Genomic DNA, 21,123 nt, shown 5'->3' on the forward strand with positions numbered 1-21,123 from the left:
GTTTTAGATTTGGGTTTGAGACAATTGTTTACGCGTCACGCCAGACTTCGGCGGCCGCTCGCAACATAAGATAGGATGAGGTTGCTCCTGGGTCCTGATGTCCTGCACTGCGCTCACCCAAATAACTGGCACGACCTTTGCGCGCAACAAGCGGTATTGTGGCTTTCATCCCTTCTTCGGCAGCCCGGGCACAGCGATCCAGGGCCTCGCTTAAGTTATTGCCGTTATCGGCGGCCTGTTTGAGCGCATTCCAGGCTGGCACCAGAGCATCAATCATGGTCTTATCCCCCAGTTCGGCTTTCCCTCGGTTCTTGACCCCGGTGATACCCGCTTCCAGAGCGTTGACCCAGTCCTCTAGGGTTAACTCCATCTTACCCGTGGTCTTCATTCCAGCCTGGAGGAAAAACGTGCCGTAAAGCGGACCACCGGCGCCACCCACGGTAGCCAGCAGGGTCATTCCTACCGTTTTGAGGATCGTGCCTATGTCCTTATCGGCAAGTTCTGGCATTTTATTCAACACCGCTTTGAAGCCGCGATCCATATTTGCCCCATGATCGGCATCACCGATAGCGGCATCCAGTTGGGTCAAATAATCGCGATTCTCCGCCAGAAGATCAGCGTAACGCTTTATCCACTCCAACACTTTATCCCGAGTAATGACCATACGACGCTCCGTTATGGCCGGGGTTCACGCATGGCAAAACCCCGGCAAGTCTTGATGGTAGAAATTACATGCCCCAGCGCAAGCCCGGCGTCTTGACCGGTGCATCCCACAACTTGATCATGTCCTCATCCATCTTGAGTAATGTGATCGAGGTGCCGGCCATCTCCAGGCTGGTGATATAGGAGCCAATCAGGTTGCGCACAACCTTCAGACCATGTTGGGTCGCGATCTGATGCGCCTTGCGATAGACAATGTACAACTCGATGAGCGGTGTCCCACCCATTCCGTTGACGAAGAGTAACACCTCGTCACCCGGTTTGTAGGGGATATCCTTGATGATCGGTTCCATCAGCATTTCCACAATCTCATCTGCCGGTTTAAGTTTCATGCGCGTTCGCCCCGGCTCGCCGTGGATACCGATCCCGATTTCCATTTCATCTTCGGGTAAATCAAACGTGGGCCGACCCACATGCGGGACCGTGCATGAGGTCAGCGCCATTCCCATGCTGCGTCCCCAGTCCTTGACCTTGCGACAAACATCGGCCACCTCTTTGAGTGAGCGCCCTTGCTCAGCCGCTGCACCGCACAATTTCTCGGCCAAAACGGTGCTCCCCACGCCACGGCGACCGGCCGTATAGAGGCTGTCCTGAACGGCTACATCGTCATCAATGATCACCGATTCCACTTCGATCCCTTCGGCGCGGGCGAGGTCGGCAGCCATCTCGAAGTTCATAATGTCGCCGGTGTAGTTCTTAACGATATGCAACACACCAGCCCCACCGTTGATGGCCTTCGTTGCCTCAAGCATCTGATCCGGCGTTGGGGAAGTAAACACTGCACCCGGGCAAGCCGCGTCCAGCATGCCGATGCCGACGAATCCCCCATGCATTGGTTCATGGCCTGAACCGCCACCCGATAGCACACCCACTTTTCCTTTGACCGGCGCATCGGCGCGCACAATATAGTTGGGATCAAAATGCACCCGGATCAGATCGGGGTGGGCAAGTGCCATACCTTCCAGTTCTTCACGAACGACATCTTCGGGTTTATTGATTAACTTCTTCATACCTCACTTCCTTTCTACCCATCAGTGGCTGATGCAACTTTTCGATCCGGCGCACCATCCACACCTACCCATAGTAATGCTCAATTGAGGTGGGCCCACCCCACCCAAGGGGTAGGCCCACTCGTATGAGAATGAATTACTCGCTCTTCTCGGGCAGGAAGGCGCTCACGAACCAATCATAGAGCAGCACGCCCAAGATACCACCGATGATCGGCATAATCACCGGCGCCACAATCCAGTAGGAACCATCGAAGAGGCCCTGTGTCCCAGCCAGCGCGCCGAAGATGCGCGGACCAAGGTCACGGGCCGGGTTGATGGCGTATCCACTCGGGCCGCCCAGGCTCAGACCGACCGAGAGTACCGTACCGCCAACCAGGAAGGGGCCCAGGTTGAATTTCAAGCCCAGGTTGCGCTGATCACCACTCGCCAGCACACCAAAGAGCAGCACCATCGTGCCAAAAATTTCCGCGATGCTGGCGTTCAGCAGCGAGTAGGACCCTTGCGCCGCAGCACCCTGGCCACCCCAGAAGGCCTGACCGAAGACCGACCCGGGGCCGGTGCACCACACGTTGGGCATGCCCGCCGCAACCAAGCCCTCACGGTAAACCAGGTACACACCCAACGCACCCAGGAAAGCACCCACCAATTGCCCTAAGATGTAAGTGGGTACTTTAGACCAGGGGAAACCGCGCTTGACCGCCAAGGCGATGGTCACTGCCGGATTAAGATGGGCACCCGAGACGCCACCCGCAACATAAACCGCAACAATGACTGCGAAGGCCCAGCCGATGGTGATGGTGTTCCAGTTATAGGCTGGTGCAGCCAACCGCGGGGCAAGCCCCACATTGGCAACCACACCATCACCCAGCAAGATCAGGGTGAAAGTACCAATGACTTCGCCCAGAAACTCGCCTAAACCTTTGGATTTCATGTCGGACCTCTCCTTTCATAAAGGATTTGAAGAATAGAATAGACGGGGCAACAGACTACGGCTTCGCTTATTTCTCCGTTCACCTCCTTTGGTATGAAATTTGTGAAACCAACAATCAATGGGTCTCGCAAAAATACCGCCTATCGGGTCTAACCTAATGGCGGTATTTTTTGCGCACGGGAAGAAAAGACTAAATCACACACGGTTCCCCATGCCATTAGCATAGGGTTTGCGGTTATCACCCACCGCTCATAAAGCCACATTGCGTAAGACATCACAATTCATTGTAAGACTTTCAGCCCACCTGTCAACTTAACGTATTTTTAATGTATCATTTTGAAACAATATTTTGGCAATGTGTTTCAATTTGAAACACTACTCCCTTGACCGCCATCTTCACGATAGGCATCCAGTGAAATGTTCATTCGTCGCAAATGACGCCATAGTGTTGTCCGCCCCACACCTAACAGCCGAGCCATTTGAGAAACATTTCCGTGACACTGCTGCGCGGCTTGGAGAATTGCCTGCCGTTCGATTTCCTCAAGGGGCGGCAAATGACGAGTCCACACCTTGTTACCCATTTCCACACCTGTTTGTAATGGGGGCAAATGAACCGGTAAGATGAGATGCCCGGGACTTGCCTGTACCGCGGCTCTCGTCAGGACCGATTCCAATTCCCGTACGTTCCCCGGCCAGGAATGAGACCGGAGTATTCCAAGGGTCTCACGGCTCAGGCTAAGGGGATGTCCCAATTGCCGGGCCAGGCGTTGCAGGATCTGCTCAATCAATAACTCTAAATCCTGCTTGCGTTCACGTAATGGAGGCAACACAATTTCAAATAGGCTCAAGCGGTAAAACAGATCGGCCCGAAAGTTACCTTCAGCCACCAAATGCTCTAAATCTGCTGAACTGGAGGCAATGATACGCACATCCACTTCAACGGGCTTACGACTGCCAATGCGCTGTATAATCCCCAGTTCAAGGTAATTCAATAAAACCGATTGAGCCTCCAGGGGCAAGGCGTCCACATCCTGGAAGAAAAGCGTACCTCCATCCGCTAATTCAAACTTACTGGCATGGGAGACTCCCTCCCCCACTCCCCGCTCAACCCCTAACAACTCAGGGAGCACCAATTCACTCGGCACAGCAGTGCAGGCAAAGACCACAAACGGGCCATGACTACGCGGACTATGATAGTGAATAGCACGTGCAAGCAGATTTTTACCCGTCCCGCTTTCACCCCGTATCAACACGCAACCTCGCGCTGCCGCCGCGCTACGCGCTAAGCGCCGCACACGGCGAATCGCAGGTGATTCGCCTACCAGATTTTGGAGATCAAACGTTGGCGAGCCGACCTGACGCTGTACATATTCGCGGAGAGTCTTCAGCGGGCGCAGAATGGCTAAAATCGCCCGTATGCCACGCCGCCCGCGCACATATTGCAGGCTAAGCAAACACGAGATCGTTTCACCCAAAACCGAAAGATTGACTTCCAAATCAGAAATCGGAATTTGCCGATGTAATGCATCTAACACATAGGGAGGAAGTTTGACAAAGGCGTCCAAATGCGAGCCCATTAGCGTTTCCGGAGCCACCTTGAGGATCTCTGCTGCCGCTGGATTAGCATGAATCACAACCCCATCCGTGTTCCAAACCAGTATTCCCTCGTTGATTCCGGAGAGAACGGCATTGATACCGGCTAATTGGCTATTTTGCTCTTCCAATAACTGATCCGATTGGCGCTGTGCTTCTATTGCCCGTGCGCCTGCCACCACCAAGCCTAAAGCATAAGGATGGAAGTTGCTCACTCGGGTGGCAATTCCCAATGCTCCTAACAACTTGCCACTAATATCAAAAACCGGTGCCGCCGCCCAACCAAAATCATGCAACGGCTGCGAGAAATGCTCATATCCGACGACTTGTAGGGGTTCGCGCTCAAGCAACGCCACCCCAATTGCATTTGTGCCCAATTCACTTTCAGCCAGCAATGCCCCCGGAACGATTTGGAGGCTCTCCAACGTGGCCAGCATACCCGGATCACCCACGCGATCAAGCAAGTAACCAACGCTGTTTGCAAATAGCACTACCGAATTTGAGTTTTCGATATACTGATAAATGTCCTCCATCACAGGTCGGGCAATGGCCATTAATTCAAAGTGATTAACCTGCATAGAAAATAGATGCTGATCCGATAACCGCGGAGGCTTGAGCAAGGCATATGGATCCACCCGCGCCCAGCATCTTTGCCACGAGGTAGCAATAATCGGTCGCACCTGGGGCAGAATAATATGCCGGGTTATAAATGTATGCCACGCATCATAAAGTTGTTCTTTGGTCGTTCGGTCCATTCCAGCGCCTCATTCATCTCCTCACCATTCCAATCCCCACCGATTCCTATTGTAGCAAAAACTCGTCATATCACCAAAGGTATGGATATAATAACTATGGAGGTGGCAATGGAAAAATTTATCATCGAAGGTGGTTTTCCTCTATTCGGAGAAGTAACGCCCTCCGGGAACAAGAACGCTGCCCTCCCTCTCATGGCCGCCTGTTTACTCACCGATGAACCGGTCATCTTACACAACGTTCCCAATATCTTAGATGTGCGTACTATGCGCGCATTACTTGAGTCTTTGGGGGTGGAGTTTACCGACCTCGATGAACATACGTGGAAAATTCAAGCCAAGGAGGTGCGGCCGGCAGATCTTGATCCCGATTTGTGCCGCAAGATACGCGCCTCTATTTTGCTCGCTGGTCCAATGAGCGCTCGCTCCGGTGAATTACGCCTCCCCCCGCCCGGTGGCGACGTCATCGGGCGTCGCCGGGTTGATACCCATCTTTTAGCCCTAAAAAAACTCGGTGTAGATGTCTCTTATGATCGTTATTTCTACTTTCGTGCCAGCGGTCTGCGCGGAGCCAATATCCTGCTCGATGAGGCTAGCGTTACCGCAACCGAAAACGCCATCATGGCTGCTGTTATGGCTAAGGGAGAAAGCGTCATTCGCAATGCGGCATCTGAACCCCATATCCAGGAATTGTGTCACTTCTTGAACTTATTGGGGGCAAAAATAGAAAACATTGGCTCTAACACCCTACACATTACTGGCGTGGAACGCTTACATGGTGGTGAATTCACCATAGGTCCGGATTATCTTGAGGTCGTCTCGTTTATCGGCGCTGCAGCCGTAACACGTGGTGAAATCACCATCCGCAAAGCAGGCCCGGAATACCTGGACATGATCCAATTGGTATTTGGACGCCTTGGGGTCCATTGGGAAGTGCGCGGCGAGGATATTTTTGTCCCCCGCGAGCAACGCCTCACCATCGAGCCCGACTTGGGAGGGGCTATTCCCGAGATCAGTGTCATGCCCTGGCCGGCTTTCCCTACCGACCTGATGAGCATCGCCCTGGTCGTTGCCACCCAATCCAAGGGCACGGTACTCTTCCACGACTGGATGTATCCCAGTCGCATGTTTTTCACGGATAAATTAGTCAGCATGGGCGCTCAAATCGTCCTCTGCGACCCGCATCGCTGCATTGTGCAAGGGCCTACCGAGTTATATGGCGAAAAGCTGGAGAGCCCAGATATTCGCGCCGGCATGGCGCTGGTGCTAGCCGCTTTATCTGCCCGCGGCACCTCGGTCATCCGCAATATCGGACAAATTGATCGCGGCTACGAGCGGGTGGATGAAAAACTGGCTTCGCTTGGCGCCCACATTCAACGCGTTCGCGAATAAGTTCAGCACACATTCAAAACCAGGTAACAAAAAACCCGGGCGTGCACGCCCGGGTTTTTTTTTACTTTCATGGGTTATTACAATCAGGATTTGGATTGGGCCGAAGCCGTTTGTACCACATCCAGAAATTGCTCTACTACATCTCGAAGCATTCCCTCCGGTAATGCCCCCACCTGACGATGGATGACCTTACCATTGGCGACAAAAAGCAAGGTAGGAATTCCCTGCACGCCAAAACGCGTCGCCCACTCCGGATTCTCGTCGGTGTTAACCTTGGCAACAATCAATTTACCGGCATAGTCTTTTGCAATTTTTTCCAGTGCCGGGGCAATCAGGCGGCAAGGACCACACCACGGAGCCCAGAAATCAACCACTACCGGTAAGGCTGATTGCAACACCGTTTTCTCAAACGCTGCATCAGTCACATGAATTGGTGAATCAATCATTCTAACGTTCTCCCTTCATACCCAAAAGTAAATCGGGTTTAGTATATCACAATTTAATGGCTCTAAAAGTCAAGGTAGTTACGACGATTTATTTCTCTTCAGCAGACGGCTTGGGCCGATGATCGGTACTGTACCAACCGCTCCCTTTAAAGATCACGGCAGGCGCCTGATACACTTTACGCACGCGAAGATGTCCCTGCGGACATTGCGGAATGCGTCCGTTTTGGGAAAAATGGGCAAAATACTCAAAGGGTTGCCCACACTCCTCGCACACATATTGATAAACTGGCATCTTGACCTCCTTATCCAAGAGGTTTTCAGCCGCCTCTAGTGAGGCGGCTGCATCTCGTAACTTATTTCGCCTTTACAGTAATGGTCTTCGGTCGCACTGCTTCGGCCTTGGGCAAGGTCAGAGTTAGCACGCCGTTCTCATATTCGGCTTTGGCTTTATCAACCTCCACCGGCACCGGTAATGTAATGCTGCGGGTGTACGTCCCATAGCGACGTTCGCGCAGATGATAAACTGCGTTCTTGACCTCTTCTTCCTGTTTTACTTCACCCGAGATTGTCAACACATTGTTGTTGACTGTTACATGAACATCCTCGGGCTTTACGCCAGGAATAGAGGCTTTGACCACTATATCGTTATCGGTCTGATACATGTCCACCGCCATCCAGTCGGTACCCCGCAGCCAATCTACCTGCCGGGTGAAGAGGTCATCAAAGAGTTGATCCATGGTCGAGCGCAAAGCAGCCAGTTCACGCATAGGATCAAAGACCATCAGGTTTGCCATCGTCCACCTCCCAACCAAGAAGGTTTTGATGACACCTTTTAAAATAAGCCCGATGCATAAGATTTTTACTAGAGAAATATCAATTTTTTGTAGATTCCTGGCTTGCTTCGCTTGGTTTCTGGCGCCGAAAATCCACAAACCGATATCCCACACCGCGTTCGGTCAGGATATATTTGGGATTTGCGGGATCTTTTTCAATTTTCTGACGGAGATAGTTAACATAAAGGCGCACATAATGGGGTTCATCACGATATTCATACCCCCATACTTTGGCGAGAATTTGATCATAGGAAAGCACCCACCCGGCATTCTGTACCAGATGATAGAGCAAACGGTACTCGGTGGGACGCAATTTGACCAGTTTGCCCTCTACCCATACTTCGCGACGTCCAAAGTCAATTTTCAGGCGGTCGTCCACCTCGACCACTTCTTTGGAAATTGGGCTGGCCATCTCGGTGCGCCGTAACACCGCCCGAACCCGGCTGACTAACTCGCGCGGGCTGAAAGGTTTGGTCACGTAATCATCGGCACCAAGCTCCAAACCCCGAATTCTGTCTTCCTCCTCACCCTTGGCCGTGACCATGATGACCGGCACTTGACTGATTTCACGGATCAATTGTAATACCTCGAATCCATCCATATCTGGTAACATCACATCTAAAATAACCAGATCTGGTAGCGCATCACGTAATACACGGATTGCTTCCTCACCACGGTGGGCTTCTACCACCCGAAAGCCATCATGCTCCAGGTTAAGCCGAATAAAACGCGCCATTTTTTCCTCGTCATCAACCACGAGGATTAGGCGGTCTCTTAGACTGGTATCAGTCATAAATATATCACTCCCTCACAAAAGAAATCACTTCCTCTTCTTCGGCTGCAGGCAACACTTCAATGAAATTGATCCGGCTCACCGGCCAGATCACCGTGGTAACATTCGCCTCGATATAGTGAAGATCCTTACCATCCCGCTTGCGAGGGTTCTTGACAATGATCAAATAGTCAGTCGGGGAAGGCAGGGCATCAATTTCACCCAACACTGGATCTTCATTATTCAGGTGGATGATAACACTTGGCATGGTTTCCTCGCCTATTGAATGATAACCTGGATTTTCAATTTACCGAGTGCAACAATGTCATGATCGTTTAGTGGATATTCTACATGAGGCATAATTTTCTGACCATTGACCCGTGTGCCATTAGAGGATCCTAAGTCCATAATCGAGACGCGCTGGGGGGTAATCTTTATCGCCGCATGCAAACGTGAAACTCCTTGGGTATATGCCTCATAAGGGCTCAAATCAATGTCTGGCAAGATTGGCTGTCCCTCCACAACCCGCCCCAGCGTAACCTCTGATCGCCCACCCAAGTGAATGATTTCATCCGAGTCTACAATACGCAGGGCTACTGCCGTCGCAGTTGCCGGACTTTCTCCCTTTTCTATAACGGGAGATAACGGCTTAGAGCGTTTTCTCTCAAAATAATCAGATTGCACCATATTAAAGGTCTGGGTTGCGCTACGATCCATGACCACAAGTTGGGCTCCACATTCACTGCAAAATAGTGCGCCTGGCAATTCCTGATGATGACAATTTGGACAGGTGATCATAGCCTATTCCTTACGTGGTTCGGGCAACATGAGAAGAGATCGCGTGCCATACTTGATTTGTTTTCCACGCTCACCACTCAACTGGTGTGTACGATGTAAATGTTCAGCTTCTAACAGCACGGTGCGGGCCAACGCCCGTTCACCTTTCGCCAGTAGATGGGTCGCTAAATATTGTAAACGTCGGGCCGCTCGAGAAATTTCTCCCACCGAAATTTCCTGACGTGCTCTCTCTTGCATACGGTAAAGTGTCAAGCGCGATAAAGACTGAAGAAGGATTTCTGGAACAGGAACAGATTCCACCTCATCACCGACTTCACAAGCAACCGAAAAGGGAATGCGCCAAAAGCGCGCTTCCAGAGATGGAATCTCCATTGTTAGCTTACCACGCAGAAGATAAATCTCGGTGATCTCTGGAGACAATTGCGGAATTAATAACTCCATCACAACATTCATTTTTTGATCATAATACAGATCCCCCAAGGGCATTGGCGGCTCAACGACCAGAGGTGCCACCTCATCTCCCAATTTAAACGCATAGCGGATGTTGATTCCCGAATTGTTTGTGAAGTGGAGTTCTAATCCTCGTGCAAAGGTTTGCTTAGTACTTCTGCCTTTGCGTTCAAAACACAGGTACAGATCCTCTACATGTTGAATATAATGAGCACTTCCACCCGCAATGCTTGTAAGAGCGTCTAGAAAGTCATCGTTCCAGTCCTCCCCAATTCCAAAGGCATTGATAGTAATTCCCTCTTGGCGTGCACTCGCCGCCAATTCAATGCTTGCCTGCTCGTCGCCATAAGTATGTCCATCGGTAATCAACCAAATTTGGGTGCTCGTGTTGTTCAAATGGTTAGCGTAGCGAGAAAGGTTAACCGCCATTTCAATTCCACGTAGAATTTCAGTACCTCCACTAACCTGTAACTGGTTAACGGCGTGTAGGATATCAATCTGATGTTGAATAGGGGTAGCATGAAGAATGACCTCTGCACGATCACCAAATGCAATTAGTGAGATTAAATCATTAGGTCTTAGGTTACGGACCAAGTATCCAATGCCCTGCTTAACCATCTCGATCCGCTCACCCCGCATTGAAGTCGAGCGGTCAACTACTAAGCAAATATGGACAGGCGGGCCTACGGTCGGATCTAAAGTTGTGGTAACCCTTAGATCTAACATGAGGTAGATCAATTGTGGTTCATTCAGTCGTGGAATAATCGTGCGGCTCAGTATCCATTCTAAGGCAACAGGTGGGGGCTTGCGAAGGTCTGACGGAATATTCGCGTCATAAGTAGCACGCCGTTGAGGATTCGATAGCACTTCATAAGCTTCCTGTACCCGTATAAATAGCTGGCGCGCTTCCGGTGCAGGATTAACATCGGGATGATAAGCACGAGTTGCAGCAAAATAGGCTGAACGTATTTCTTCTGCCGTTGCATCTATGGGAACTCGTAGGAGATTATAGTACTCGGCTATCCCTGTCGTCATAATCCACTGTTAAAGGTATTGAACTAAAATAACGCTGATATTATCTGGTCCACCAGCCGCATTTGCTGCATCTACCAAGTTCTTGCACGCTATGGCTGGGTTGCGTGCACTAGTGATAATTTGAAACATTTCTTTCTCAGAGAGCACCCCCCATAGCCCATCACTACATATAAGCAAAAAGCCCGGGCGAGGCATTGGATGGGTGTGTATATCCGGTCGAAAGGGTTCAGATTGCCCCAAAGCACGATAGAGCACATTCCTTTGAGGATGAACCTGCGCTTCCTGCTCTGAAAGTTGCCCCAATTCCACTAAACGATGCACTAAAGAATGGTCTTGCGTAACAACCTGCATTCGGCCATCAGGATAAACGAAATAAGCCCTGCTATCCCCAACGTGGGCCAAAGTGACTTGCTCACCCACAACCAAGGCAGCCGTTAGCGTCGTCCCCCCACCTGGCGCATACCTAACCACTGCCTGTTGAGCCTGAACAACACCATTTTCCATCACCTCTTGCAAACTGCTGCGCTGGCGGTCTTCCATGGATAAAAAGGGTAGATAAGAACGCGACAAAATAAATTCAGCCATGGCTCGTACCGCCACACCGCTGGCTATCTCGCCATGTTCATGCCCCCCCATCCCATCTGCAACGATGAAAACCCCAAAAGGCAATTCTACGTTTCCATCGGATAAAATTGAGGAGAGTGAAAAGAGGGCATCCTCATTTCGCTCACGTTGCTTGCCCACCGATTGTCCGACCCCGACTAGTAAATGAGCCGGTTCTATAACTAATGGCATTACTGTAACTGGTTGTAATTGCTCTTCGGACAAGGGAGCAGTTTGAACAAATCCGCTCTCATTTCCTGAGGGTTTCGGTTTTTGCCGATTAAGTAAACGTTCTAAAAATTTGATCACCTCTTCCTCCCGCCGAAGTTGGGATCAGGCAAGCAATGCATAAACCATATGATCCGCCGAGCCAAAATAAATCACATTATTAAAAGCCATAGGTGTACCTGTAATCGGGCCGTCAGTCGCAAACTTCCAGCGTAATTTCCCTGTCTTATAGTCTAAACAATAGAGATTCCCATCTGCCGAGCCACAATATAAACTATCTTTGTAGATCACAGGAGAACCGCTAACCTGGTGATCGGTTTGGAAACGCCAGATTTCTTTAGATGTATTGGCGTCCAGGCAGTAGATAAATCCATCGGCAGAACCTGCGAACACAAAGTTATCTACACGACAGGGTGAGGACACAGAGCCCTTGCCCATGCGAAAACGCCAAATCATCCAACCCGATTTTGAATCCAGGGCATAAAACGACGCGTCTAGCGACGTAAAGTACACCATACCTTGGGTCACGGTTGGCGAAGAGGTGATCGCCCGTTTGGCGCGAAAGCGCCACTTAATTTGCCCCCGATAATCCACACACAAGAAGTCACCAGCCTCAGTACCAAAGTAAATAAATTCATTGGTCAAAAAGGGCGTCGAGCGAATCGCTTCACCCGCATCAAGACGCCATGCTCGACGTCCAGAAGTCAGGTTAATCGCATATAAGTAGCCATCATCGCTACCGAAGAAAACGTGTCCCTCACCCACCCGTGGGGAACTATGAATAGCCCCATCTGTTTTATGATTCCATAGAAGCTTTCCGGTTTTAGCCGAGATGCAATATAAATTAGAATCTTTAGAGCCAATTAGCACCATATCCTGATAAACGATTGGCCGGCCGACAATAGCACCTTCAGTGGGAAACTTCCAATGAAATTCCCCTTTGGTTGCATCCAAAGCATACAGATTATTATCATATGAGCCAATGTAAATTACCCCATTATCGTAAAACGGCGATCCTCTCACCTCATCCTCACACTTAAACACCCACAACGGTTTGATTTTTTCCTCTTTCATTGTTACGGGTAATGTGATGCGGGAGAGGATCCCCGTCTTGCGCGCAACGGCGAGCAAGGCTTCTTTCATTGCAATCGCAGAAGGAAAGCGATCTGTGGGGTTGTATTGGAGCGCAGTATTAATGACTGCCTCCAATTCCGGCGAAACACTGGGGTTTATCTTGCGGATTGGGCGTTCGGAAAATGAGAAGGGAGGTTCTAGTCGCGGATCGCGTTTTGTCAGTAGATGGTGTAGTGTTGCACCGAGAGCGTAAATATCAGCTACAGGCGTTGCCTCACCTCGATATTGTTCGGGTGGACTATAACCTTCTGTGCCAATCATCGTGCCTTTTTGACCTTCACGGAAGATTTTGGCAATACCAAAATCAATCAGCATCACGTGCCCATTATGATTAATCATGACATTGGAAGGCTTCATGTCCCGAAAGATGATCGGCTCGGGTTTGTGGTTATGGAGATAATCCAAGACGTCACAAATCTCAATCGCCCATTTAACAACCTGATCCTCTGGGAGGAAACCCTCTGTCTCATTTAAGATGGCTTCCAAATCTTTTCCATTGATATACTCCAAGACCAAGTAAGAACGTTCGTCATGGGTAAAATAATCGAAAATTTTAGGAATGGCAACATGATTTAGCGTAACCAGTAAATTTGCCTCACGCTCAAAATTGTGCAAAATGGTTTGGCGCACCATAGGATCGCGCGCCTGATTGATCATCTCTTTAACCGCAACAATCTTGACCACATTAGGAAAGTGTAAATCACGAGCTCGATAAACTGAGCCCATTCCTCCCACACCAATCACTTCTTGAATCAAGTACCGATCAACAAGCACATAACCGGGAGGAAGTTGGCGATTTGCCCCACCGCCGCTAAAATTTTGAGTAATGCGTTGAGTTTCCAGAGTTGCCTCCCTCGAGCCCCGATAAACTGGAAAATGTTTTTATCTATTATATGCTATGCACGAATAAATCCAAACGATCTATCCCGCTCAATTCCCCTTACAATTGTTCAGCGACCCTCTCTAATAAATTATAATTTCAAAAGTTAGATTTTCAATTCCGTTCTACCGAGGGCCCTAACCGTGAACCTTGCCCCAATATCATATCAATCCCCGTTCTCTTGGCGTTACGGAAGCCCGGAAATGCGGACGCTATGGAGTGAGCATACTAAACGTCAACTATGGCGTCGGATTTGGGTCGCTTTGGCAGAAGCAGAAGCAGAATTTGGGTTAATATCGCCGGAGCAGGTACAAGATCTGCGTGAGCATCAAAATGCGATTGATCTGCAACGTGCCCTCGAAATTGAACACGAAATTCAACATGACCTCATGGCTGAACTGAAAACCTTCGCTGAGCAATGCTCATTGGGTGGAAAAGTGCTTCACCTAGGCGCAACGTCAATGGACATTGAGGACAACGCCGAAGCCTTGCGTTTACGCCAAGGGCTGGGGTTACTGCTTGAAAAACTCTCCTCCTTACTTGCCATATTCGCCGATAAAATTGAACACTACGCCGATCTTCCCATCATCGGCTATACGCATTTACAGCCCGCGGAACCCATCACTCTTGGCTACCGTTTGTCCCTTTATGCGCAAGATCTTCTCGAGGATTACCAAACCCTGAGCGAACTGCAAGGCAAGATTCGAGGCAAAGGTTTCAAAGGGGCTGTGGGAAGTGCGGCGTCATACGCCGAACTTATTGGTGCTGAAAATCTCGAACGCTTTGAATCGCTTCTCAGCCATAAACTAAACTTACCTTTTTATCCAATTACCAGCCAAACCTACCCCCGAAAACAGGACTTTGTCATCCTCAGTGCGCTGGCCAGTTTGGGAGCAACTCTCTATAAGTTTGCCTTTGACCTGCGTCTGCTTCAAAACCCCTTGATCGGAGAATGGCGTGAACCCTTTGGCACCACCCAGGTCGGTTCATCGGCTATGCCTTTTAAACGAAATCCGATTCGCGCTGAGCGCATCAACTCCCTAGCCCGACTTTTAGCCACCTACCCCTCAATTGCTTGGCAAAATGCTGCTCACTCACTCCTTGAACGCACCTTGGACGATTCGGCCAACCGTCGCCTCATCCTTCCTGAGGCATTCCTAGTGACCGATGAACTTCTGATGACCACACTCACAATTCTCAAAGGACTAGAAGTTGATGAGACTGCCATACGTCGCAACCTCAGCAATTACCTACCGTTCGCGGCTATGGAGCGCGTACTTATTAATCTAGTCAAAAAAGGTGCCGATCGTCAAGCCATGCATGAACATTTACGCCAGCATGCGCTAATGGCATGGAGAGCTTTGCAACAAGGTCAACCCAATCCTCTCCCTCAAACGCTCAGCCAGGATGAAATCCTGCTAAACTTTCTCGCGACCGACGAAATATTGGAAATTTTCAAAAACACAACACAATATTTGGGAACATGTGTTGAACGTGCCTTGGCATTAGCTCAGCGCATCCGTCAACTGATCAACTCATAGAACCCCGCTCATTTTTCCCGTGCTGTTGAGTGATAAACGCATAACTCGAGGGTGACGAAAACAACTGGACGCCCTTTCTGGGCTTGGCTAAAATGCTTATGTAAGACTTCGTGGGTTAATATCCGCTAGGCATAAACTGAAAGAATCATTCTAGGGAGGTCTTCCGGTGAGTCAGTTTCCCGGTAAGGGCAAAGTCGCCGTTCTTAAAACCAAACCTGAGACCATACTTGAAGACATCGAACGGCTGATGAGAATGGCTGGCGTGGAACTAGCCCTTCCCCATGGCATAAGAACAGGCTTGAAAATCAATATTTCCTGGCAAACCTGGTACCCCGCTTGCTCCACAACGCCCTGGCAATTAGAAGGAGTGATCCTAGCCTTGCGTAACATGGGATACCAAGACTTGGTGGGCGTTCATAATGATACAGTGGTCGTAGATACCAGGGTGGGTGAATACAATAACAAACATCGCTACATCACCGATAAATATCAGGTGCCTTGTCTCTATCTTTATCAAGATCAATTTGAGTGGATTCGTTATCAGCCCCGCACCCGTCCCTACTTGGTTCTGGATAAAGTCTACCCAGAAGGTGTTTATATTCCTAAAGATCTTATTGGGATAAACATTGTTCACCTTCCAACAGTAAAAACCCATGTATTTACGACCATCACGGGAGCCATGAAGAACGCTTTTGGCGGGCTTCTTCATCGCAATCGTCACTGGACTCATAGCGTCATTCACGAGACGCTTGTTGACTTACTGATGATTCAGCAAGAAATCCATCCGGGCATTTTTGCGGTTATGGATGGCACCTTCGCCGGTGATGGCCCTGGTCCTCGGGCTATGCGCTGGCACGAAAAAGATATTTTGCTTGCCTCTGCTGACCAAGTCGCTATTGATGCAGTTTCGGCTAAACTTCAGGGGTTTGATCCCCTTAGCATTCCTTTCATCCGCATCGCCCATGAACTTGATCTAGGCATTGGAAACCCGCGCCAGATAGAAATTGTAGGCTACGATATCGAGCAGGAACCTCCGTGGAATTTTGTCCAGGAAGACACATTTGCCTCCCGCGGACAGAAAATGATCTACCATGGCCCGCTCAAACCTTTTGAGAAAATCCTTTTACAAAGCCCTCTGGTGCCTTGGAGTTATTTTGCCAGTAACTTCTATCACAACGTGTATTGGTATCCGTTTATCGGTCGCAAGCGCGTTGAGGCAGCATTACAGACAAAATGGGGAAAACTTTTTAAATCCTATGGTGATGGCCAAGTAGTAATGCCAGGCATGGAGCCGAAAACTGTACTTCAGGCTGCAGCGGCTTTGGGAGGATTGATATTGCTGTTGGGTGTGCTGGGCCACCGACGGCGCCAGCAATCTCGGCATTGACCTTAAACTTCACAGCCTGTGGAAACCACAGGCTGTGAAAATCTTACCTCATGGAGCAAAGATGTTCAAAAATTTTTCGGAAGCCCAGGCTTACATTGTCGAACATCATATTCATCAAATAGATTTGAAGTTCTGCGATTTATGGGGCGGCTGGCGTCATGTCACTATTACGGCGCGCGAATTCACCCCCGATTTGCTCACCCATGGAGTTGGTTTTGATGGTTCTAGTGTTGGTTTTAAAAATGTGCGGGCGGGCGACATGGTCCTCATTCCAGACTTGACTACGGGTTTCCGGGACCCCTTTTGGGAACAGCCTACGTTGAGTTTCATCTGCAATGTTCATGAAGCAGATACACGTGAACCCTTTGCACGCGATCCGCGTGAAATTGCTCGACGCGCCGAATCTTACCTTCGACAAACTGGGATCGCCGATCAATCCGTTTGGGGTCCGGAATTTGAATTTTATATCTTCAGCAATGTTGAATACGAGAATGCTATCAATGTGTCCTCATATCGGGTCGAGTCCATCGAATCGGCGTGGAAAAGCAGTACTGGAGGACATGGGCATTACATCGCCCTTCATAGGGGTTACCATGCCATTCCACCTAATGACCAACTCTTCAACCTCCGCGCCCGCATGGTCAATCATCTTGAAGAACTGGGATTACCTGTAAAATACCACCACCATGAAGTTGGAGGACCCGGTCAATGTGAAATTGAAATCCCTCTAATGGGGTTGCTATCTGCTGCTGATGCCACCTTGCTCATAAAATATGTCACAAAAATGACGGCCTGGCGCGAGGGATTATCTGTAACCTTCTTACCTAAACCGCTATTTGGTGAAGCCGGGAACGGCATGCATTTTCACCAATTTTTGAAACGGAATGGGAAAAACGTTTTTTATGATCCCAATGCCCCTGATCATCTCAGTCAAGAGGCGCGCTTCTATATCGGCGGTTTGCTTTACCATGCCCCCGCATTATTGGCGTTTACCAATCCTACAACGAACTCCTACCGTCGCTTAGTCCCGGGGTTTGAAGCTCCAGTCAACTGCTTCTTCTCCAGCGGCAATCGCAGCGCCGCTATACGCCTTCCCAAATATGCAACCGAACCAGAGACCTTCCGTTTTGAATTTCGCCCGCCTGACGCAACCTGTAACCCCTACCTGGCCATGGCCGCCATGTTGATGGCCGGCATAGATGGCATTCATCATCATATAGACCCTTCAGAGCATCATTTTGGTCCTATTGACGAGGACATTTTCTCCTGGTCACCTGAGAAACGCAAGACGATCAAAAGCCTCCCCACCTCGTTAGGGGAAGCACTCAAGGCTCTCCAAGCCGATCATGAATTTCTCCTTCAAGGTGGGGTATTTACAATCGATCTAATCGAAGATTGGATTCGAAAAAAATTCGATGAGGAAAATCAGGTTCGCCTACGCCCTCACCCTTATGAGATTGAACTTTACTACAACCTATAATCCCTCATCGGAATCAAACCATTCCGCGACATTCGGAACAAGGACATAGTTCGCGGAGATAATCCCAACGATAAATACCAAAATGGTGTCCATCTTCCCATTCAATAGTGATGGCGTAGTTCCCCACCGGCTCAATGTTTTTCAGGCGTGTGGCTGGTGAATCGGGCAATATCACATCAAAGACCTCGGGGTCAGGGGATGACCGCATGTATTCATGCCCTCCTCGGCATGTGGCACATGGGCATGCCGCTCGGAGTAAACTGAAAGGATATGTGCTGACATGGCCATCATCCCAAGTGATTTTCAGCCAACCCGCGCTTTTATTCGCAGAAATTGAGACTGGATAATAGGACATGATCAATTCTCCACGGTTAGATTATGGTTGTGGAGTCAATTCCACAATTTTTAAGAAATCTGCTGCCGCCCATCCGCTTCGATTTTTATCATAAGGGGCCTGCAAATACCACCACACATAACCGTCTGCCGGCACCGGGCCGTCCAAAACCTGGAACACCTCTTCCTCCATGGCTAAAAACATCACGGCTGAACTTGTACCTGGTTTCATGCGCAACCGCAGTCCTTCACCCCCAGTCCCATAAACCTGAACATACCCTCCCAATCGAATTCCGGTTGGATTTAGAAGTGGGTCTATGGTTGACGTCGCCGTAGGTGCTTGGAATGCATCCGGTAACGAAGTCGAGGTGGGAGCAGGAATGACCGTATAAACAGCGGTAACTTCGATAGCCGGGGCAGAGCCAGTATGGAGCAATATCATTAAAACTAGCAATATCACAAACCCCAATCCCCCCAAACCTATGCCAGCGGCGATTAAGACACCTAGAGAAGGTTTCGACATAGCTTTTGCCACCTCCCTAACCGCTTGTGGGTAGCAAGAAAAACGCCAACCCCAAAATCAAATAAACCGCAAGTAACGCCGCGCCCTCCAACCAGTTTGATTCGCCATCCATTGCCACCAGAGCAGCCATGAAAATCGTGGCTGTAAGCGCAATGAGTTCAAAGGGATTGAAGATCAGTGTTAGTGGATTACCCATGATGAGGCTGACAAACACTAACAATGGCGCAACAAACAAAGCGATTTGAAGACTCGAAGACACCGCAATCTCAAGGCTCAATTCCATCCGATTTTGTGCCGCAACATTAACTGCAACCAGGTGCTCAGCCACATTTCCAATGACCGGAATAAGGATTATCCCTAAAAAGAACTCAGAAACCCCCAGTGAAGCCACCACATGTTCCACCACCCCGACCAAGAGTTCGCTCAAAATCACTACGCCAAACGTTGCAACAGCCAAGACCCCTACTGCTGTCCTTACCCCCCAATGCGGCACCACCATCTCCATTTGTGTCCCACTTATTGCGACCGGATTTCTCGCCCCCCGCAAACTATAAATCAACCCGGCAGCATATAGAATAATCATTATTCCTGCTACCCCTAAACTAAGCGCTTCTACGCTTGGGCTATTCTCTGGTCCAATGGAGTGGCTGAATAGCGAAGGTATCAATAATGCTACAACGGATATCAGCAATAGAATGGCATAATTAGACGCCTGACGACGATCAAATTTCTGCACCCCATGTCTTAAACCCCCTACCAACATGGAAAAGCCCATCACAAACAGCAGATTGCCCAGGATAGAGCCGGTAATCGAGGCCTTGACCAATTCCAGCAACCCCGCTCGAACAGCCACCAGAGTAATGATCAATTCAGCCGCATTGCCAAGTGTGGCATTCAGTAATCCTCCGATTCTGGGACCAGTATGACTGGCCAGGGCTTCAGTGGCTTCACCGATTAACCCAGCTAAGGGAATGAGTCCAAGCGCCGACAGTCCAAACACCCAATAATCCCCCCATCCCTGGATCTTTGCCAGAATGGCTAGAAGCGCTGCTATCAGCAACCATTTCATTGGATCTTTGAGTAAAACACCTATTTTTACTGCCACCGTTTGATCTCCCACTCCCAGATTTCCGCAATCCCATATAATTTACCACGGTATGACCCGAAACGCAGGCTGAAACTTATACCGTGCGGGGTATGATATAATCGGCTCTGAATGGACGGAGTAGGCTCTAACGTTCAAACCTTGCCGACATTAGGTGGACGCTATCGCCTTCTGCGCGTGATCGGAAGCGGCGGAATGGCTTTAGTCTATTTGGCGCACGATAAAACGCTTGATCGGCGGGTAGCAGTAAAAGTCCTTCGTGAGCCTTTTTCTCGTGAGGCAGGTTTCCGCGAACGCTTCCAAAATGAAGCCCGCGCCGCCGCTAACCTCTCCCATCCCAACATTGTTACGGTGTACGACTTCGGCTATGACGAAAACACAGCCGCCCTTTATTTGGTGATGGAATATGTACCGGGCACGGATCTAAAGAGTATTCTCAAAGACCAAGGCCCTCTACCTTTCGATCAAGCCGTTCAGCTGGTGATTCAAGCCGCCAGAGGTATCGGTTACGCTCATCGTATGGGCGTCATTCATTGTGATGTAAAACCCCACAATATGTTGGTCACCCCAGATGGAACGCTTAAGGTGACTGATTTTGGCATCGCGCGGGCTATTGCTTCAATTCAACCCCACGAGAGCGCCGATGTGGTTTGGGGTTCCCCACTCTACTTCTCACCCGAACAGGCCGCCGGTCACCCTCCTACTCCCGCCTCCGATGTATATTCGCTTGGGGTTGTGCTCTATGAATTGCTCACTGGCCAACCTCCCTTTTATGCCAGTGACCCAGTCGAACTAGCGCGATTACATCGTGAAGCCCCCCCTCGTCCTCCGCGTACTTTGAACCCCAGCATTCCATCCTCACTCGAAACGATAGTGCTCAAACTTCTGGAAAAAGAGCCCGCGCGGCGCTATCGCACTGCTCAGCAATTGGCGCTTGTTTTGGAAGACTGGCTACAAAAAATTCAAAATACTGAAATAACGCAACCCCCTCCCGAATCCCAAACGGTATCTCCCGCTTATGCCCTAAGCGAAGCGCCTCCTGTTCAAAACACCGATGATACGCAAAACATTGACTGGATTACAATCCTGCTGGGTTTGTTGGCTGTTATTGCCGTCGGCGGACTGATTCCATTCTGGCTGTGGATATGGCTCACCTTTAACCCTCCCCGCTAAGGTA

At 49.7% G+C, this 21,123-nt stretch carries 21 protein-coding genes; 5 read left to right on the top strand and 16 right to left on the bottom strand.

From position 1 onward, the window contains the following. Positions 1–28 precede the first annotated feature (28 nt). The 4 genes from dhaL to QYE77_RS03185 form a co-directional block, all read right to left on the bottom strand. Complete coding sequence (dhaL, locus tag QYE77_RS03170) at positions 29–664, bottom strand: dihydroxyacetone kinase subunit DhaL (RefSeq protein WP_315623906.1); 636 nt, start codon at positions 662–664, stop codon at positions 29–31. Positions 665–728: 64 nt separating this feature from the next. Then, positions 729–1,730: a dihydroxyacetone kinase subunit DhaK gene (dhaK, locus tag QYE77_RS03175; RefSeq protein WP_315623907.1), complete on the bottom strand. Its 1,002-nt coding sequence runs from the start codon at positions 1,728–1,730 to the stop codon at positions 729–731. Positions 1,731–1,866: 136 nt separating this feature from the next. Continuing rightward, entirely contained in the window at positions 1,867–2,661 is a 795-nt protein-coding gene (locus QYE77_RS03180) for an MIP/aquaporin family protein (protein ID WP_315623908.1), read from the bottom strand. A 362-nt stretch (positions 2,662–3,023) separates the two neighbouring features. Beyond that, positions 3,024–5,009 (bottom strand): sigma-54-dependent Fis family transcriptional regulator, encoded by a 1,986-nt coding sequence (locus tag QYE77_RS03185; RefSeq protein ID WP_315623909.1) that lies wholly within the window; start codon positions 5,007–5,009, stop codon positions 3,024–3,026. A gap of 108 nt (positions 5,010–5,117) precedes the next feature. Here QYE77_RS03185 and murA point away from each other — a divergent pair, with 108 nt between their 5' ends. Then, on the top strand, positions 5,118–6,398 hold the full coding sequence (gene murA, locus QYE77_RS03190) for a UDP-N-acetylglucosamine 1-carboxyvinyltransferase (protein WP_315623910.1): 1,281 nt from the start codon (positions 5,118–5,120) through the stop codon (positions 6,396–6,398). Positions 6,399–6,481: 83 nt separating this feature from the next. On the opposite strand, the gene trxA is transcribed toward murA, so the two are convergent. The 9 genes from trxA to QYE77_RS03235 all read right to left on the bottom strand — a co-directional run bounded on the left by trxA (position 6,482) and on the right by QYE77_RS03235 (position 13,453). Then, a complete protein-coding gene (gene trxA, locus QYE77_RS03195) occupies positions 6,482–6,844 on the bottom strand; it encodes a thioredoxin (RefSeq protein ID WP_315623911.1) in 363 nt (120 codons plus the stop codon). 88 nt (positions 6,845–6,932) lie between these two features. Beyond that, a complete protein-coding gene (locus tag QYE77_RS03200; protein ID WP_315623912.1) occupies positions 6,933–7,136 on the bottom strand; it encodes an FmdB family zinc ribbon protein in 204 nt (67 codons plus the stop codon). A 61-nt stretch (positions 7,137–7,197) separates the two neighbouring features. Next, positions 7,198–7,638 (bottom strand): Hsp20/alpha crystallin family protein, encoded by a 441-nt coding sequence (locus QYE77_RS03205; RefSeq protein WP_315623913.1) that lies wholly within the window; start codon positions 7,636–7,638, stop codon positions 7,198–7,200. 79 nt (positions 7,639–7,717) lie between these two features. Beyond that, on the bottom strand, positions 7,718–8,470 hold the full coding sequence (locus QYE77_RS03210; protein WP_315623914.1) for a response regulator transcription factor: 753 nt from the start codon (positions 8,468–8,470) through the stop codon (positions 7,718–7,720). A gap of 7 nt (positions 8,471–8,477) precedes the next feature. Next, on the bottom strand, positions 8,478–8,717 hold the full coding sequence (locus tag QYE77_RS03215; protein WP_315623915.1) for a hypothetical protein: 240 nt from the start codon (positions 8,715–8,717) through the stop codon (positions 8,478–8,480). Positions 8,718–8,728: 11 nt separating this feature from the next. Continuing rightward, complete coding sequence (locus QYE77_RS03220) at positions 8,729–9,166, bottom strand: FHA domain-containing protein (protein ID WP_315623916.1); 438 nt, start codon at positions 9,164–9,166, stop codon at positions 8,729–8,731. An 84-nt stretch (positions 9,167–9,250) separates the two neighbouring features. Then, positions 9,251–10,732, bottom strand: a complete 1,482-nt coding sequence (locus QYE77_RS03225; protein WP_315623917.1) for a DnaJ domain-containing protein — start codon at positions 10,730–10,732, stop codon at positions 9,251–9,253. Positions 10,733–10,741: 9 nt separating this feature from the next. Next, positions 10,742–11,644: a PP2C family protein-serine/threonine phosphatase gene (locus tag QYE77_RS03230; RefSeq protein ID WP_315623918.1), complete on the bottom strand. Its 903-nt coding sequence runs from the start codon at positions 11,642–11,644 to the stop codon at positions 10,742–10,744. A gap of 24 nt (positions 11,645–11,668) precedes the next feature. Continuing rightward, complete coding sequence (locus tag QYE77_RS03235; RefSeq protein ID WP_315623919.1) at positions 11,669–13,453, bottom strand: serine/threonine-protein kinase; 1,785 nt, start codon at positions 13,451–13,453, stop codon at positions 11,669–11,671. A gap of 267 nt (positions 13,454–13,720) precedes the next feature. On the opposite strand from QYE77_RS03235, the gene purB reads away from it, so the two are divergent. The 3 genes from purB (at position 13,721) to glnA (ending at position 17,985) form a co-directional block, all read left to right on the top strand. Beyond that, the gene (gene purB / locus QYE77_RS03240; RefSeq protein WP_315623920.1) at positions 13,721–15,118 is read left to right on the top strand and encodes an adenylosuccinate lyase; all 1,398 of its coding nucleotides are present in this window, start codon (positions 13,721–13,723) and stop codon (positions 15,116–15,118) included. Between the two features lie 166 nt (positions 15,119–15,284). Beyond that, complete coding sequence (locus tag QYE77_RS03245) at positions 15,285–16,505, top strand: DUF362 domain-containing protein (protein ID WP_315623921.1); 1,221 nt, start codon at positions 15,285–15,287, stop codon at positions 16,503–16,505. A gap of 61 nt (positions 16,506–16,566) precedes the next feature. Continuing rightward, entirely contained in the window at positions 16,567–17,985 is a 1,419-nt protein-coding gene (gene glnA / locus QYE77_RS03250; RefSeq protein ID WP_315623922.1) for a type I glutamate--ammonia ligase, read from the top strand. A gap of 13 nt (positions 17,986–17,998) precedes the next feature. On the opposite strand, the gene QYE77_RS03255 is transcribed toward glnA, so the two are convergent. Genes QYE77_RS03255 through cax form a run of 3 tightly spaced genes read right to left on the bottom strand, consistent with a single transcriptional unit; the run spans position 17,999 to position 19,946 of the window. Beyond that, positions 17,999–18,340, bottom strand: a complete 342-nt coding sequence (locus QYE77_RS03255; protein ID WP_315623923.1) for a gamma-butyrobetaine hydroxylase family protein — start codon at positions 18,338–18,340, stop codon at positions 17,999–18,001. Positions 18,341–18,361: 21 nt separating this feature from the next. Continuing rightward, positions 18,362–18,841: an SH3 domain-containing protein gene (locus tag QYE77_RS03260; protein ID WP_315623924.1), complete on the bottom strand. Its 480-nt coding sequence runs from the start codon at positions 18,839–18,841 to the stop codon at positions 18,362–18,364. Between the two features lie 16 nt (positions 18,842–18,857). Then, positions 18,858–19,946: a calcium/proton exchanger gene (gene cax / locus QYE77_RS03265; protein WP_315623925.1), complete on the bottom strand. Its 1,089-nt coding sequence runs from the start codon at positions 19,944–19,946 to the stop codon at positions 18,858–18,860. A 111-nt stretch (positions 19,947–20,057) separates the two neighbouring features. Here cax and QYE77_RS03270 point away from each other — a divergent pair, with 111 nt between their 5' ends. Beyond that, entirely contained in the window at positions 20,058–21,119 is a 1,062-nt protein-coding gene (locus QYE77_RS03270) for a protein kinase domain-containing protein (protein ID WP_315623926.1), read from the top strand. Positions 21,120–21,123 lie beyond the last annotated feature (4 nt).

The organism is Thermanaerothrix solaris (assembly GCF_032334255.1).
Classification (GTDB): Bacteria; Chloroflexota; Anaerolineae; order Anaerolineales; family Anaerolineaceae; genus Thermanaerothrix; species Thermanaerothrix solaris.

Bases quoted from the DNA above. Each gene is read 5' to 3' on its own strand.
- dhaL (WP_315623906.1), bottom strand. From the start codon at position 664: ATGGTCATTACTCGGGATAAAGTGTTGGAGTGGATAAAGCGTTACGCT.
- dhaK (WP_315623907.1), bottom strand. From the start codon at position 1,730: ATGAAGAAGTTAATCAATAAACCCGAAGATGTCGTTCGTGAAGAACTG.
- QYE77_RS03180 (WP_315623908.1), bottom strand. From the start codon at position 2,661: ATGAAATCCAAAGGTTTAGGCGAGTTTCTGGGCGAAGTCATTGGTACT.
- QYE77_RS03185 (WP_315623909.1), bottom strand. From the start codon at position 5,009: ATGGACCGAACGACCAAAGAACAACTTTATGATGCGTGGCATACATTT.
- murA (WP_315623910.1), top strand. From the start codon at position 5,118: ATGGAAAAATTTATCATCGAAGGTGGTTTTCCTCTATTCGGAGAAGTA.
- trxA (WP_315623911.1), bottom strand. From the start codon at position 6,844: ATGATTGATTCACCAATTCATGTGACTGATGCAGCGTTTGAGAAAACG.
- QYE77_RS03200 (WP_315623912.1), bottom strand. From the start codon at position 7,136: ATGCCAGTTTATCAATATGTGTGCGAGGAGTGTGGGCAACCCTTTGAG.
- QYE77_RS03205 (WP_315623913.1), bottom strand. From the start codon at position 7,638: ATGGCAAACCTGATGGTCTTTGATCCTATGCGTGAACTGGCTGCTTTG.
- QYE77_RS03210 (WP_315623914.1), bottom strand. From the start codon at position 8,470: ATGACTGATACCAGTCTAAGAGACCGCCTAATCCTCGTGGTTGATGAC.
- QYE77_RS03215 (WP_315623915.1), bottom strand. From the start codon at position 8,717: ATGCCAAGTGTTATCATCCACCTGAATAATGAAGATCCAGTGTTGGGT.
- QYE77_RS03220 (WP_315623916.1), bottom strand. From the start codon at position 9,166: ATGGATCGTAGCGCAACCCAGACCTTTAATATGGTGCAATCTGATTAT.
- QYE77_RS03225 (WP_315623917.1), bottom strand. From the start codon at position 10,732: ATGACGACAGGGATAGCCGAGTACTATAATCTCCTACGAGTTCCCATA.
- glnA (WP_315623922.1), top strand. From the start codon at position 16,567: ATGTTCAAAAATTTTTCGGAAGCCCAGGCTTACATTGTCGAACATCAT.
- QYE77_RS03255 (WP_315623923.1), bottom strand. From the start codon at position 18,340: ATGTCCTATTATCCAGTCTCAATTTCTGCGAATAAAAGCGCGGGTTGG.
- QYE77_RS03260 (WP_315623924.1), bottom strand. From the start codon at position 18,841: ATGTCGAAACCTTCTCTAGGTGTCTTAATCGCCGCTGGCATAGGTTTG.
- QYE77_RS03270 (WP_315623926.1), top strand. From the start codon at position 20,058: ATGGACGGAGTAGGCTCTAACGTTCAAACCTTGCCGACATTAGGTGGA.